Origin of the sequence: Furfurilactobacillus rossiae DSM 15814, from assembly GCF_000428925.1 — a bacterium.
In the GTDB taxonomy this organism is placed as follows: Bacteria; Bacillota; Bacilli; order Lactobacillales; family Lactobacillaceae; genus Furfurilactobacillus; species Furfurilactobacillus rossiae.
Window position 1 is genome coordinate 70,927 of the sequence record NZ_AUAW01000008.1, and the last position, 14,490, is coordinate 85,416.

14 protein-coding genes are annotated in these 14,490 nt (G+C 43.1%); 8 read left to right on the forward strand and 6 right to left on the reverse strand.

Translation table 11 applies throughout. The annotated features are described in order from the left end of the window. Positions 1–256: 256 nt before the first annotated feature. Positions 257–865 (reverse strand): NAD(P)H-dependent oxidoreductase, encoded by a 609-nt coding sequence (locus tag G400_RS14665; protein ID WP_017261336.1) that lies wholly within the window; start codon positions 863–865, stop codon positions 257–259. Positions 866–958: 93 nt separating this feature from the next. Between G400_RS14665 and G400_RS16070 the strand changes: the two genes are divergently transcribed. From G400_RS16070 to G400_RS0106740, 3 genes are all read left to right on the forward strand, one after another. Then, positions 959–1,771 carry a MerR family transcriptional regulator gene (locus G400_RS16070; protein ID WP_017261337.1) on the forward strand — a complete coding sequence of 271 codons (813 nt, stop codon included), beginning with the start codon at positions 959–961 and terminating at the stop codon, positions 1,769–1,771. 121 nt (positions 1,772–1,892) lie between these two features. Further along, the gene (locus tag G400_RS14675; protein WP_049973570.1) at positions 1,893–2,888 is read left to right on the forward strand and encodes an agmatine deiminase family protein; all 996 of its coding nucleotides are present in this window, start codon (positions 1,893–1,895) and stop codon (positions 2,886–2,888) included. A 46-nt stretch (positions 2,889–2,934) separates the two neighbouring features. Then, complete coding sequence (locus tag G400_RS0106740) at positions 2,935–3,768, forward strand: metallophosphoesterase (protein ID WP_017261339.1); 834 nt, start codon at positions 2,935–2,937, stop codon at positions 3,766–3,768. A gap of 46 nt (positions 3,769–3,814) precedes the next feature. On the opposite strand, the gene G400_RS0106745 is transcribed toward G400_RS0106740, so the two are convergent. Next, positions 3,815–5,269 (reverse strand): YhgE/Pip family protein, encoded by a 1,455-nt coding sequence (locus G400_RS0106745; RefSeq protein WP_017261340.1) that lies wholly within the window; start codon positions 5,267–5,269, stop codon positions 3,815–3,817. A gap of 288 nt (positions 5,270–5,557) precedes the next feature. Next, positions 5,558–6,160 (reverse strand): TetR family transcriptional regulator, encoded by a 603-nt coding sequence (locus G400_RS14680; protein ID WP_017261341.1) that lies wholly within the window; start codon positions 6,158–6,160, stop codon positions 5,558–5,560. Between the two features lie 75 nt (positions 6,161–6,235). Here G400_RS14680 and G400_RS0106755 point away from each other — a divergent pair, with 75 nt between their 5' ends. Continuing rightward, positions 6,236–7,165: a cation diffusion facilitator family transporter gene (locus G400_RS0106755; RefSeq protein WP_017261342.1), complete on the forward strand. Its 930-nt coding sequence runs from the start codon at positions 6,236–6,238 to the stop codon at positions 7,163–7,165. A 54-nt stretch (positions 7,166–7,219) separates the two neighbouring features. On the opposite strand, the gene G400_RS0106760 is transcribed toward G400_RS0106755, so the two are convergent. After that, positions 7,220–8,164: a zinc-binding dehydrogenase gene (locus tag G400_RS0106760; protein WP_017261343.1), complete on the reverse strand. Its 945-nt coding sequence runs from the start codon at positions 8,162–8,164 to the stop codon at positions 7,220–7,222. Positions 8,165–8,322: 158 nt separating this feature from the next. Between G400_RS0106760 and G400_RS0106765 the strand changes: the two genes are divergently transcribed. Both G400_RS0106765 and G400_RS0106770 read left to right on the forward strand, forming a co-directional pair. Beyond that, positions 8,323–10,065, forward strand: coding sequence for an MFS transporter (locus G400_RS0106765; RefSeq protein WP_026017084.1), 1,743 nt, complete (start codon positions 8,323–8,325; stop codon positions 10,063–10,065). Positions 10,066–10,127: 62 nt separating this feature from the next. After that, entirely contained in the window at positions 10,128–10,661 is a 534-nt protein-coding gene (locus G400_RS0106770) for a PadR family transcriptional regulator (RefSeq protein ID WP_017261345.1), read from the forward strand. A 100-nt stretch (positions 10,662–10,761) separates the two neighbouring features. On the opposite strand, the gene G400_RS15710 is transcribed toward G400_RS0106770, so the two are convergent. Further along, complete coding sequence (locus G400_RS15710; RefSeq protein WP_017261346.1) at positions 10,762–11,553, reverse strand: class I SAM-dependent methyltransferase; 792 nt, start codon at positions 11,551–11,553, stop codon at positions 10,762–10,764. A gap of 133 nt (positions 11,554–11,686) precedes the next feature. Then, positions 11,687–12,118 carry a nuclear transport factor 2 family protein gene (locus G400_RS0106780; protein ID WP_017261347.1) on the reverse strand — a complete coding sequence of 144 codons (432 nt, stop codon included), beginning with the start codon at positions 12,116–12,118 and terminating at the stop codon, positions 11,687–11,689. Between the two features lie 233 nt (positions 12,119–12,351). Between G400_RS0106780 and G400_RS0106785 the strand changes: the two genes are divergently transcribed. Both G400_RS0106785 and G400_RS0106790 read left to right on the forward strand, forming a co-directional pair. Beyond that, positions 12,352–13,257: a helix-turn-helix transcriptional regulator gene (locus G400_RS0106785; protein WP_017261348.1), complete on the forward strand. Its 906-nt coding sequence runs from the start codon at positions 12,352–12,354 to the stop codon at positions 13,255–13,257. Positions 13,258–13,331: 74 nt separating this feature from the next. Next, positions 13,332–14,426 (forward strand): DNA alkylation repair protein, encoded by a 1,095-nt coding sequence (locus G400_RS0106790; RefSeq protein ID WP_017261349.1) that lies wholly within the window; start codon positions 13,332–13,334, stop codon positions 14,424–14,426. Positions 14,427–14,490: the final 64 nt, after the last annotated feature.

A 14,490-nucleotide genomic window follows, 5' to 3' on the forward strand; every position in this document is an offset into this window, starting at 1 on the left:
TATAAATGGTCTGCGAGTATTGTCATGCAGTACTGCAACCAAACCGAATTCCTTTTAAGCCTCTCGGACTTAATTAAAGGTTATTTAATTTGGTTTAGTGTAGCACTGTCCTTTTCGTTTGCAAAGAGGAAATTGTGACTTTTACGAACAAATCCGGTCGTTATTGTAATTAACATACGCGATTATAAAAAAGATGATGAGCCAACTTGGTCACATCATCGTGAATTTGAAGTGCTTAATTTGAAACTAACAATCACTACTTAGTGTCGTCTTCGTCCAAAAATGCGTTCACAAAACCTGGAATCTGTTTGAGATAATCCGTTAATGCTGGACGCTTGGCAACAATAATATCACCCATGTTATGCCACGTCACTTGTTTTGCACCAATCGATTCCAACGGGAAGTTCACAATTCTTTCAACAGAACCTTCATAACCCTTGAATAATTCATCGTTGGTTAATTCCGAAGTGGATAATACCATAGCACTATTAACTGCAGTATGTGGCACAGCCTTTTTGCCAACAAAATTAATAATATGGTTGGCCAGAAAGACCTTATCAAAGAAACCTTTCAACATGGCAGGCATACTCAACCACCAGATTGGGAACATCACGATGACCTTATTGGTCTTCTGAATGATGTCGATATATTTAGCCACCATCGGATCCTTAAAGTCACCTTTGCCATAAACGGAAAGGTCGGTGGCACGCATAACGGGATCAAACCCATCCGCGTACAGATCAATAAGCTTGTAATCCTGTTGGCGTGTAGCCAACGTTTGCGTAGCTTGTTCTAGTTCAGCATGCGAAAAGCTACCAGCCCACGGATGCACGTAAATAATCGTCACTTGTGCCTTATCACTCATAATTGAATTCCTCCTCTAACTGATGTAACCTACACTAAACTGTCACGCTACGTTACAGTCAATTCGAAAGTGCAAATTATTTGGAGAAATTTTATGTTGAAGATTAGTGCGTTTGCTAAGCTTGCGCAAACGACGCGGCGAACGTTAATTCTATACGATGAGCAAAACATCTTTAAACCAGCTGAAGTTAGCGATGAAGGCTACCGATTCTACAATTATGATCAGCTGTATGAGTTATCCTTCATTCTGACGCTACGCAAACTCGGTCTCTCACTCGATGAGATCAAGCAAATTAGTTCGACCGAGAGTAAGAAATCACCAAACGTTCTACTGACAAACCTGCAGTCTCGCGTTGATGAACAAATTCACGATTTATTAGCGGTCAAACAGTCGTTAGGCAGCAGAATGACGGCTATTAATTCAGAGACACCGATTCACTGCGACGCGCCCTATATTCATGAACATAAAACGCAATCTTTTTGGCAATCGACGACGTTACACGACTGTTCCCGCCAACAAATTGCCGAGGCCTTTGCAGAGTTTTACAAACGGCTGGATCCACTCGTTAGTATTAATGGTAAATGTTCGGGTTTTGTCCTCGATCTGCCAAATGCAAATGCAGCTCAATTCATCAATGCGCCCTTCCATTTGATTAAAGAAGCGACTACGGATATTAATAACGCGTTCATTACTACGGTCAATCGACCCGCTGGCGATTATCTGGCCATCGATATCGACAATGACGATACCGCTATTTGTAACGGAATCGATTTGATTCATCAATACGCTGTCGCACATAAACTCACGCTCCGTGGCCCACTGTGGCAAATCAACATGGATGAAGATATCCGTTTACCAGAAGCCACCACTGCGGTGCTACGACTGGAATATTTAATTGCTAATTAAAAATATAAACCAAACTTGTCAACCCCGACCTTTTCCACTCCTGTCGGGGTTATATTTTTATATAAATATATAAACCAAACCTCATGTTAGACTTAGGCCATCTTGAAAGGTGGTCAGACATATGAAGTATCAACGGTTATCGATATTCATGTTCAGTATTCTACTGGCAAGTCTATTGTTGTTCCTGCCAATGTCCGCACGAGGAGATTCAACCATGATTTATACGGCCCTGCCCAAACAATCGGATCACTATTACCACCGCATTTATCCAGATTTAATTCAATATAATCAAACATTCTCTGAGCGATTGGCTAGCGCCGACCAACTAACCAGCCTCACCAAATCTAATCAGCGTGGTAAGTTTGCAACCACTCCTTACACGTATGACGATATTTGGGTCCGTGATGTGGCACCAATTATCACGACAACAATGGTGAAATTCCGGTACTCACCTGCCTATTTACCCAAAGCCGATAGTGGCTACTTGAATACGAGCTTCACCAATTGGCTGAACCAATCACATTTCAACTATCACTCATCTAAGCTGGTCTTAGACGGTGGCAATGTCCAATGGAACAAAGGCAACGCAGTAGTAATTACCAATCGGGTGTTTAAAGATAATCCACACTGGTCACATCATGACATCATTAGCGAACTTAAACACCAGCTTAACGTCAACAAAGTTGTCATTGTGCCCGCAGAGCCTGGTGATACGCTTGCCCACTCCGATGGTATGATCAAGTTTCTGACACCAAACACCGCGTTTATAAGTGATTTTGAAGGTAATCAAGCTTTCCAAAACAAATTCAAACAGATTGTTAAAAAGTCGCTCCCTCACGTCCGTTTGATTACGCTCAAATCGGCCTATACTGATGCCGGACAATATGACAAAAAAATTGCGTCTGCCCGCGGTTTGTATATCAACATGCTGGAAACGGCACACACGATTTATGTGCCACAGTTCAATTTGGCCAGAGATAAAGAAGCACTCCATACCATTCAAGCACACACGTCTAAACGCGTCGTCGGCATCCCCATCACCAAGGTTTCTACACTTGGTGGCGCGGTTCATTGCACTACCTGGGATGTGCCAAAGAAGTTTGCGCCAAAACCGTAACCGCGTTTCACGTGTAACAATTTTAAAACCATGTTAGGAGATTAGTATGGACTATACATTCATAGGCGACATTCATTCTGCAGCCGACGATTTACAAATTCTGCTGGATGACTCAGTGATAAAGAAGACACGCTTAGTCTTTATGGGAGATTACATTGATGGTGTCACGACACGACACTTTTCTAACCACACAGAAACAATGAAAAATGATCCCTTGGCAGTGCTGGATATTCTTATGGAGCGTGTTAATCGTCATGGCGACATTGCATTGCTCGGTAATCACGATGATTTTTGGGTACAAACCGTCAGAGGTGATGATTACCAATTTCAACTCTGGCGTGCCAATGGTGGTGCACACACATGGCGTAAATTGGGAATTCATTCAAGTATGGAAATGGTCGTTCGGACATCACTCACACAAGGGGTATTAAAACCTTACACACAGTTTTTAGAACAATTACCACTTTACTGGTCAAATGACTATATGCTAGCTGTTCATGCTGGTCTTTACTGGCATCAACACGACTTTTCGCAACAAACACGCGATGATTTATTATGGATCCGAGAACCTTATTACTACGAAAATGAACTGCATCCTGACCAATGGCACAAAAATTTATTGAATAAAGTTATTATCACCGGACACACGCCAGTCCAATCACTTCAACAGCCAAATGCTGGTTACATTAAAATGCAAGCAAACGTGCATGATACACCCCGCTACCTAATTGATTCAGGCAGTAGATCCGGCGCTTTTGATGGTGGCATCCCTGCCCTCACCTTCGACGACAAGGGTAATTTATTGCAAAGCAAACGCGTCATTAAACAACAACTTTATGATGGCGACCAAATTTTGAACGAGAACGAACTTGCTGATTGAAACAACCAAAAAAGCACGAGCCAACCGGCCCGTGCTTTTGATGGAATTATGCAAAATCGACTAGTTTAAATACGTCTCGCCGCAAGTCAGATCGGTACTTCATAATTATCAACCCGTTAAAAACAATCATCATTACACTCAAAACAAGTACATCCGTTGCAATACTGCCATTGAGCGAAATTGACTGTCGCAACCCGTCGATGAGATAAGTCATCGGAAGATACGGATTGATAACTCGAGCGTAACCACTTGTCAGTTCGACCGGATACACACCTGCCGAAGCAGACAGTTGGAGCACCAAGATAATTGTGATCAACCAGGTACCGAAACCGCCAAGCACAATTCGCAAACAAAATATCAATGACAAGAAAGTCAGCGAACCTAACAACAGCATACTTGCCAATTTAATCTGGGAAGTCGGCATTAAGTGATTACCCAAAGTCAACGCCAATAAGAGTAAACCACTTTGTACAACACCAAGTGCGCCGATAACTGAAAATTTTGACAACCACCAAGCAACAGCAGACTTAGGCCGTGACTTTGGTAAATAGGCATCGAACATAGTTCCTAAACCAATGCCGCCGACAAACAGTCCGATGGCAATAAAGAATGGTGCCATGCCTGTTCCGTTGTTTGGCACTTTCGCCACGTCTGTTGTGTTAGCAACCACTGGCGAGGCAATGTCATCGACTGTCCGACGTTGCTCATGCAATTGCTGTAGTTGGTGAGTGCTACCTGCAAGACTAGTGGTAAGTCGCGTACTTCCTAGAGTGAGCGCCGAACTACCATCATGGAGCTTTGCTAGGGCAGCATTCATTTTACCCACACCACCAACGATCTCTGGTGACGCTACGTTAGCAGCTTGCAATCCCTGCTGCAAGCTAGTTGTTCCCGTCCCAACTTGCTGAATGCCATTAGTTAAACTGGTCAATCCAGTTGTCACCTGATTACTGCCCTTAGCTGCATTCGCCATCCCCACTTGTACGTGTTCAATTGTCGTCAGCAACACACTGATGTACATCGTACTGACCTGGTTTGAAACTTTAGACTGAATCGCTGTTGCCGCACCGGAGGTCATTTTGGAAACGACAAAATTACGCCCAGAATTAACTGTGTAGCGGATATGCAAACGTTGTGGCGAACTTGTTAATAATGTTGTCGCGTCCCTAGAAAACCGTTTGGGAATCGTCACGACCATGTAGTATTTACCGTTCCGAATCCCTGCGGCAGCCATCTTAGCCGTTGTCACATGATAATCAAGTGAATCCGAACGACGTAGTTTAGTTGTTAATTGTTTACCAATCGCAATCCGTTTGCCACGATAGTTCTGCGGCTGATCCTGATTCACAATTGCAACGGGAATCCGGTCCATTTTTCCGTAGGCATCCCACATCGACGATAGGTATAAAAGGCAATAAATCGCCGGGATCAATGCAATTAAAATTAATCCAATGAGCATCCTGCGGCTATGCCATAATTGCTGCCATTCTTTTTTAATCATCTCTCTTAAACTCTCCTTCAACTGAAGTTCGTAACTCATTTCGGTTGTCGATGTTAAGTGAGAAAAGAAGGCCAATCAATGTGCAAGATAGCCGAAAGTGTCAATTTGGCACGGGGTTGATTAATCACTCAAATGGCATAAATACTTGCTATGTCAGCGTTATGAACCGTTTCATATCTTCAAGTTACAACGCCAAATGAACACTTTTTACCCAAATGCTCATTGTTTGTGCTCGCTGCTCGTCCCTATACTAAAAATAAGTTGCAACCAAGACTAAATGGCAGCAACTTATTGATTGTTACTCTGAACAAGTAAGGTTAAATCAACCGGCGATAACGTTCGACTATTCATGAAAATGGCAAAAATCTCACGGGGCGATTCCGGTTGTGCTTTTTGAAACCACTGTGTAATGATGCCAGAAACATTCTGCACAAGAATGGCTTGCGCGTAATCTAGTGGGATATCTTTACCATCGGGACTAGAAACAGATGCGACTGTCTCACGGGCAACCTCGGCAGTAATAAACGCCGTCATTTTCCGCATTACGTCTGACTCCGGAATTCGGTACAGCGTTTGCACCATCTGTTTGTGACGATTGAGGTAAACGAACATGTGATAAAAAACATTATCTTCAACCCGACTACCAACTTCCCAGGAAGTCTTCGAATAGGTATCAAATATTTGCGCAATTCCCGTTACCAATTGATCTTCATAGGCGTCCAGCATGGCATATTTGTCCACGTAGTGCAGATAAAAAGTCCCACGACTAACGTGTGCCGTCGTGGCAATGTCACGGACGGTCATTTTACGAAAACTCTTAGCGGCCATTAGTTTAATAAAGGCCTTTCTAAGTGCCGATTCTGTATTAGTTTCCTTAGTGCTCTCCGTCATGCCAACACCCTCTTTCTGATGCATCCTAATATATTTATTTTACTCATTTTTGCGAATAAAACCCAGAGGAGCCCTATGTCAAAAGAAGTCGCGGTCTCACAGAAGTTACAAACGAATAGTAAACGCAAAATGGCCATTGCCAAACGGCTAATTTACCTCAATATGAGCGTTTACCTGTTAATGTCAATTGGCGAACTGATTGTCGGCCACTTTAGCCACGCAATGGTCTTAGTCGCAGATGGTAAAAATAACGTTACTGGCGTCATGTCATCTATTTTGCTGTTGGTTGGTTTGCACTTTTCAAGTTTGCCAAGAGACACCATGCACCAGGAAGGTCATTGGCAGTATGAAACTATCGCAGTATTCTTAACTGGCATTATTATGGACTTAGTCGGTCTCAACTGCTTGTGGTCTGCAGGTCGAAGCATCGCCGCCATTATCATCGGTCGAGCAAGCCAAATTCGTATTATTGCCGCCTACGCCGCAGCGATTTCAGGAACCTTAATGCTCGTCATCAGTCACATTAACCACCTCATTGGTGTTCGTGCACATGATAGTTCACTCATCGCCTCAGCACGTGATTCGCTCAGTGACGCACTCACATCTTACGGGACCATGCTGGCAATCTTACTTGCTTACTGGCTACGTATCAACTGGTTTGATGGCCTGTCAACATTCATATTAGGCCTTTACATCATCATTAATGGCAACCAAATTCTCAGTACCAGTGCCGAAAAATTGTCTAATGGATTCAATCCCAAATTGCAAAGCCAAATTTGGCACTTCATTGATCAGTTCGACGACGTTATTCACACAGATTATGTCAATGGTAGATTCACAGGTGACAACATTATCATCGAAGCTGAAATCATGGTCGATAATCGCCTCACAACAGCGGATAGTTACCGCCTTTGCAAAGCAATTGAAGGGGAAATTCAAACGCACTTGCCAGTTTTATATTGTTGTATTCAAGTTCGCCCCAACGCTCTTGAATCAAAAAAATAACGCGTAACCCAAAAATTTGAATGGGTTACACGTTATTTTTTGACCTAAATAGCATCATTCCGTAGTGACAATCACTTGTCCTGGTTGAGGATTGGCCATGACGTAATCTTGTGCGGCAGCAATTTCCGACAGTTTAAACGTTTTGGAAATAGGAATACTGAGGTGATTACGTTTGATTAAATCGAAAATTTCATCAAATAATGCCTGACTCGGTTCGCCACCGTCAAACACAGACAAATATGCACCACCTAATGTGAAGGGGTCAAACTCTTTAAAGACCCATTCACCAGCTAACAAACCAATCATACAGCAGACACCACCACGTTTGACGTGTTCAATTGAGTTTTGACAACTGACCGTGCCCACCATATCAACAATGCCGTCATACTTTTCGCTTGTTTGCAGTTGATTATCCTTATCAAGGACCACATGGTCGGCTCCTTGATCCAGTAACAATTGCTTTCGTTCTGGCTTCCTAGTGGTTGCCGAAACTTCAATTCCAAGTGACTTTGCCAGTCCAATCATTGCCATGCCAACAGCCGTAGTACCGCCCCGAACAAGCAATGATTGACCTTTTTGCACCCGTGTCATTTTCATAGCACCAAATGCTGTGTAAAAGTTTTCCGGGTACTGTGCCAGTGTCTGCCAGTCAACATCGTAATCAACAGCAAACAATAAATCATCTGGAACCAATGCGTACTCTTGATAACTGCCATCAAATTCACGACCAAAACCACCATTGATAACAAGAACACGTTGCCCCTTAGTAAATCTTGAGTTTGTCGCTGGCTCAGACACTTCCCCAACAGCCTCGACACCGATAACCCGTGGAAACTTTACCGATGGAGAACCACCAGCCCGCGTCAATACTTCGTAGCGATGAATCCCAAAAGCCTTGATGTGAATTACGGTGTGCGTAGCATCCGCCTTAGGAATTGGCCGTTCCTCAATTTTTAAGACACTTGAATCCCCTGGCTCATTAATAACAACTGAACGCATCTTAACTCCTCCATTCGATTTGTTTAATGTTCACTTCTACTGTAAGCCTTTTCTTGATTTAAGAAAAACAAGTTTATATTGACAATGTTACTATTAACAATTATAGTATCAAACGTTCGAACAATACTATAATTGTTAATATGAAAGTGACATTGAATATGAAAAATAAAAATATGCTACTAATCCTAACCATGTGTATCGGAACATTCTTATGCATGTTGGATACAACGGTAATGAACATTGCGCTCCCAGCAATTCAGACTAGCATGAACGTGCCTTTAGATCGCTTATCTTGGGCGCTTAACATTTACACAATTACGTTTGCCGTGCTCACAATTCCACTAGCACGGATTGCCGACATTTTCGGGCGCAACAAAGTTTATCTGATTGGGTTGTTGACGTTTGCGATTGGTTCATTTGTTTCCGGAGATGCCAACGTTCCCGCAACATTGATCATTGGTCGTGGTATCCAAAGTATTGGTGCTGCCATCATTTTCCCAACTAGCATGACCATCGCCATTGCATCAACGTCTCAGTCCAAACGTAAAACGGCACTGCTTACCATTGGCCTCACACAAGGACTGGCATCAACTTTAGGACCAACCATTGGCGGTGTTGTAACAGAGTTTCTTGGCTGGCGTTGGGTCTTCTACATTAACCTGCCATTATTACTTATTGCCTTTATCGGCGTGACATTGCAGTTACCACTGCGACACGAGCCACGAACCAACGCTAAAATCGACTTTGGCGGCATGTTTCTCTTAATGATCACGTTATTCTCTTTGACACTATCACTCACGCAAGGCACTGACTGGGGGTGGACAAGCTCTCGTATTTTATCTCTTGCCGGGCTAACCATCATTGCTTTTGTCGCCTTCATTTTCCTAGAGTCGCGCGTCAAATCACCTATGGTTCGGCTGGATCTCTTCGCAGATCGGCAGTTTTCCGGCGCATCCCTGACCGTTATCTTGGCCGGTCTACTGTTAGTGTCAGTCATGGTAATCATGCCGACATTTTTCACACAGGTTCAGGGGAAAACGGAGCTAGTGGCCGCATTACTCATCACGCCGGCTTCATTTATGATCTTTGTTATGTCGCCCATCGCCGGTACCTTGATTGAACATTATGGCCCCCGTTTGATTATTGGCTTTGGCTTCCTTTCTATGGCGATTGGTTATGGCATCCTTGGCTTTATGAACCCAGACCACTATTGGCAAACATTGATTGGACTCATGCTGCTTGGCACTGGTTATGGTGTGATTATCGGTCCAATCACCGTCTTGGCTGCCTCCGACTTTGAAGGTGAAAAGCTAACTGCGTCTCAATCTGTGATGGGTGTTCTGCGTCAAATCGGCAATGTTCTCGCCGTCGCCATCTTTGTCTCACTACTCACTAGTAACATCAGTACGGCCAAAACAACCGCCTGGCATGACGCGCAAACCCAAATTGAGAAAACTTCCCTCTCTCAAACGACCAAACAGAAAATGCTAAGTGCCACTCAACAACGTTTCATAGGTACAGGAGCCAAGACCTCAACTCACCAGAGCAATGGTATCAGCAAGCACCAACAGGCACAGATTATTTCCCGGGAAACAAAACTTGCGACCCAAAGAGCGCACGTTAATCAGCTTTCTGCTCAACAACAAGTTATTGTACGTAAACAAATTCAAGAACGGGTAACACAGAAGGTTGTCGCTATTGTGAAAAAGGATAATTACGAAATCAAAAGCACAGGTGACAGTATTGCTAAGCACACTAAATCACTGATATCGCAGGCCTTCCTGGTCTTATATCGACACGCCTTTCCGTTTGCAATTAGCTTCATCTTTGTGGCGCTCTTGTTTTACCGGCGCAAAGATTACTTGGCGATTATCAAGCACGATGTTAAAATTGCGCGATAAAAAAGCGGTTTTTGAAGATTCTATGATAACCTGTACTTAATCACTAAAGGAGTTAATAGACCATGAAAAGTCGGCAAATCGTCCTCGGTATTTTAAAAAGCGGTCCTCAAACAGGTTATGACATCACCCAACTATTTCAAACAAGTTTTGCATTCTTCTTTGATAGCTCGGCCGGAATGGTCTATCCTGCGCTACGAAAACTCGAAAAAGACGGAATGGTCACTAAGGAAATTGTCCCCCAGCAGGGTAAACCTGATAAAAACGTTTTCTCGATTACGCCAGCAGGTGAAGCGGAATTTGCCGAGTACCTTCATTCGCCCGTAGAAGCAGAAAGCGTCAAATCCGATTTTTTGGCACGGTTAATGTTTGGCGAATTTGTCGATCCAGAACGAATCGTACAAATCGTTAAGGATGAAATCCAGCAGGAATCGGAAGAAATTGAGCAACTTCAACAGCGACTTAGCGACTATCTGCCATCACATAATCGGTGCATGTCGACCGGGCAAAAATTAGCCTTTGCATACGGCATTAATTCGAGCAAAACAGAAATCGCCTTTTTGAAACAATGGTTGCAGGAACATCCAGATGGTAAGTAAAATTCTCGTTTTTAAGCACCAAACTGAATAAGCAAATAGGCTGGCGAAGATTAATTTCCTCGTCAGCCTATTTGTTTAGTCAAGCATTGTTAAGCCTAGTTTATTTTTCAGCAATTAATAACCCGACTTGCTTGGGAATATCGATCGCACCATTACGCTGTCTTAACGTTTCAAAATAAGCGGTCAGCTCTTGCAGTAACTTATCATCAATCCCATCATCTGCCATGTTAGTCGACTGGATCCACGCGATTAAATCTTGCGTCTTGGTAATATGCAGACTATCGGGATAGTCCCGTCGATGAACTTGACTAAAAGCCCTGTCTAACTGTGGCACGCCATTTTGCAAATTAAAACTTAACTGCTCGGCAAACGCCATGTTCGTCGGTTGAATTGATTGAATCGCTTCATGCAGATAATGTTCCATCCCCTGATTGCCATTGACCGCGGTATAAAAGGTTCCGTGTGGTTTCAATACCCTAGCAATCTCACGAATAGCCAGTGCAATATCAGGCACAGTGTGCAACGTGTGATTTGCGATAACAATATCAAATGATTCATCAGAAAAAGGAATTGATTGTGCGTCAATTTTCATACAGTTGACTCGTTGGTCGTTTCCAAACTGGTTTGTCACTAAATCGACCATCCCCTGTGAATAGTCAGACAGCGTTAACGCAACCGTTGAAGGCAGTTGCCCCAAATATCCTTGCCACAAGCTACCATTGCCACAGCCTAACTCTAAGATGCAATCACCTGAGTGAATGGTCATTTGGTGACGCAGCCATGGCATTAGTCCCCGCTTATTTGTGCTATATTGCTGATGCAGGCGTTGTCGAATTGATAAGTTATTATCCGTTTGATACTGTGCATTGTCTTCTGGCTGCTGGATTGTCATGTAGGCACTCTCCCAAATTAACGAATAATAGCATACCCATAACCTTATATTCGCTTTTAATAGTCTAACTATCACCTTTTGGTAAGCTGCCTGCAAGACAATAATTCCTTTTGCTTCAAAACAAAGTTAACGATTATTTCTTATCTTCCGGCGTGTTGCTGAGCATGACGGCCATCGTGTCCATGTAATCGTACCAGTGAACAATTTTACGGTTTTTCAGAATTGCGATGGAACAAAAATTGTTGTCATATTTCTTACCTGTACTGGGTACCACGCCGTGAACAGCATATTCTAAAATCACCGCGTGTTTGTCAGCATCCTTGTAAACTCGCAAACCATCCGCACTATCCAACACCGCTGAATAACCGGCAAACCAATCCATATAGGCCTGACGCCCCTCAATTTTGTTGGCAAAACCAGGAATATTGTACATGAATTCAAAAACAGCATTTTCATCAACGGCTTCCCAGTAATTATCTGTGTCTACCTCACCCTTTAGACCTTCCATGACAATATTGAAAAATGCCTCGGTACCCGGTTTATATGCAAATTGTTCACTACTCATAACTAATTCCTCCTAAATTTTCGTGTGTCATAAATAATCAAATGGCTTAGTGTCAAACGCACGCTGCCTTACTGATTGAATTCAGCTTACCAACATAAACCTGACAATAGACTGTCATGTTTTCCAAAAAAGAGCAAACTTAATTGAGCAAGTTTACTTTTATTCGTCTCCGTTATCGCAGTCAATTTAACGCAGATTAATAACGCCTATCCTCTATAGAAGGGCCAAATCTCATGAAGTCCAATCGATTATTCCAAATGATTTATCTACTAATGAACCATAATAAAGTCGCTGCGCCGGCTCTAGCTGAGCAACTGGATGTTTCGGTCAGAACCGTATACCGATATGTCGACGACTTGTCGGCCGCCGGTGTCCCTATCTATGTCCTACAAGGTCGTAATGGTGGTATTGCCCTCCTGCCGGAATATAAAATCGATAATACAATCGTTAATAAGCAGGAACAAACGACTATTTTAGCCGCTCTGAATGGCTTAAAAAACCTCGGTGTCGATAACAATGAAACAGTCGAAAAGTTATCCGCTCTATTTCATCAACAGCCCGTTGCCTGGATTACGATCGACCCATCGACATGGTCTGACTCACGTAACCAAAAGAGCACACTAGCTAAGCTTCGCGATGCGATTATTCATTCTCGACTAATTACGTTTAATTATTTAAGCGCTAAAAATGAATATTTGACCCGTGAAGTGTTTCCCTACCAAGTCATTTTTAAAGATAAAGCATGGTATCTAAGGGGATACTCAGTAGAGCGTCGGGCAGACCGATTTTTTAAACTGTCACGAATTGATCATCTACGCGTGACGAACAAACAATCGTTGGCAGATGGCAAACAACCGTGGTTAACTAACCATTCTGTTCAACAGTCTAGCGCATCCAACCGTATCGACATTCAGTTGCACGCGGATGCAGTCTTGAAGTACCGCTTGTTTGAAGCCTTTCCAACAAATCAAATTGTGCAACAATCAAACGGTGACTATCTGGTTAACACAAAGATGAATGACGATGACTGGTTAGTTACTTACTTGTTGTCTTTTGGATCACACTTAACCGTGGTACAACCAAGCTCACTACGGCAGCGAATGAAAGATGAAATTCAGAAATGTTTGGTTCATTATTAAAGCCTGACAAAGGGTGTCATGTTTTGTACTGTATGATAATCAGAATATAATCAACTTTTTATGGAGGACGAATCATGGCAGATGCTCTAAAGGATGTATATTCAACACCTTTCTTAACCCAGCTAGGCACAGCGATTACACAACACTATTCAACATTTGATGTTCCGACATTTATTCGAGACACGGTTGATGAGCAATGGCCGGCACTCAAGTTAATGGAACGTCGCGACCAAATCACACGGGCGCTGCATCATCAGTTACCAAGCGACTTTACAGAGGCTGCCGGTATTCTGTGTGATATTAGTACAACTATTACCGGCTTTGCCGCACTATGTCTGCCAAACTACGTGGCGCTTTATGGCCGCAACGATTGGCAAACCTCCATGAGCACACTGGGCGTTCTGACCGAAACATCCTCGGCAGAATTTGCCATCCGTCCCTTTCTAGTCGACTCACCAGAACAAACAATTCAGCAAATGGTCACTTGGTCTCAGAGTCAAAATGAAGATCAGCGTCGCCTTGCTAGCGAAGGCATTCGGCCACGTCTGCCCTGGGGGATTCGTCTCAAACAGTTTGTGGAAGATCCAACACCAATTTTCCCGATTCTGGAAAATTTAGTTCACGATCAAAGCGCGTACGTTCAAAAAAGCGTCGCTAATAACCTAAACGACATTAGTAAAGATCATCCCCAGTTGGTCATCGATTTCTGTAAGACACACTGGCATGACTCCCAAACGACGGACTGGATTATTAACCGAGCCCTGCGAACGCTGTTTAAGGCGGGAAATCCGGATGTATTAGCACTACTAGGCTACAGCCAACGTGATGCATCATTACTGACAACCGTCTCGTTAACAACATCCTCACCGACCGTTTCCCTAAATCAAAATTCTGACTTTACTTATCAGATCACGAATTCAACAAAGAACGATTCACCACTTTATCTCGGTTACCGCGTACACTATGTTAAGAAGAACCAGCAAACATCTGCCAAGGATTTCTTTATCAAACGTGTCAACTTAAAATCACAACAAGCGATAAACGGGCATTTCTCAATAAAGTGGAAGCAGCTTACCACCCGCACGTTATATGCTGGGGTGCATCACATTGAGCTATTGGTCAATACAGTACCAGTCGCCGACACAAATGTTGATTTAACAATTTCCTAGTTAACTAATTTTTTATGTCAATAACAGCTTGATGTAACTATAAAGTCCTACCTCTTCCGCGAAA

Bases quoted from the DNA above. Each gene is read 5' to 3' on its own strand.
- G400_RS0106770 (WP_017261345.1), top strand. From the start codon at position 10,128: ATGAAAAGTCGGCAAATCGTCCTCGGTATTTTAAAAAGCGGTCCTCAA.
- G400_RS0106790 (WP_017261349.1), top strand. From the start codon at position 13,332: ATGGCAGATGCTCTAAAGGATGTATATTCAACACCTTTCTTAACCCAG.
- G400_RS0106760 (WP_017261343.1), bottom strand. From the start codon at position 8,164: ATGCGTTCAGTTGTTATTAATGAGCCAGGGGATTCAAGTGTCTTAAAA.
- G400_RS14665 (WP_017261336.1), bottom strand. From the start codon at position 865: ATGAGTGATAAGGCACAAGTGACGATTATTTACGTGCATCCGTGGGCT.
- G400_RS0106765 (WP_026017084.1), top strand. From the start codon at position 8,323: ATGAAAAATAAAAATATGCTACTAATCCTAACCATGTGTATCGGAACA.
- G400_RS14680 (WP_017261341.1), bottom strand. From the start codon at position 6,160: ATGACGGAGAGCACTAAGGAAACTAATACAGAATCGGCACTTAGAAAG.
- G400_RS14675 (WP_049973570.1), top strand. From the start codon at position 1,893: ATGAAGTATCAACGGTTATCGATATTCATGTTCAGTATTCTACTGGCA.
- G400_RS0106745 (WP_017261340.1), bottom strand. From the start codon at position 5,269: ATGATTAAAAAAGAATGGCAGCAATTATGGCATAGCCGCAGGATGCTC.
- G400_RS15710 (WP_017261346.1), bottom strand. From the start codon at position 11,553: ATGACAATCCAGCAGCCAGAAGACAATGCACAGTATCAAACGGATAAT.
- G400_RS16070 (WP_017261337.1), top strand. From the start codon at position 959: ATGTTGAAGATTAGTGCGTTTGCTAAGCTTGCGCAAACGACGCGGCGA.
- G400_RS0106740 (WP_017261339.1), top strand. From the start codon at position 2,935: ATGGACTATACATTCATAGGCGACATTCATTCTGCAGCCGACGATTTA.
- G400_RS0106785 (WP_017261348.1), top strand. From the start codon at position 12,352: ATGAAGTCCAATCGATTATTCCAAATGATTTATCTACTAATGAACCAT.
- G400_RS0106755 (WP_017261342.1), top strand. From the start codon at position 6,236: ATGTCAAAAGAAGTCGCGGTCTCACAGAAGTTACAAACGAATAGTAAA.
- G400_RS0106780 (WP_017261347.1), bottom strand. From the start codon at position 12,118: ATGAGTAGTGAACAATTTGCATATAAACCGGGTACCGAGGCATTTTTC.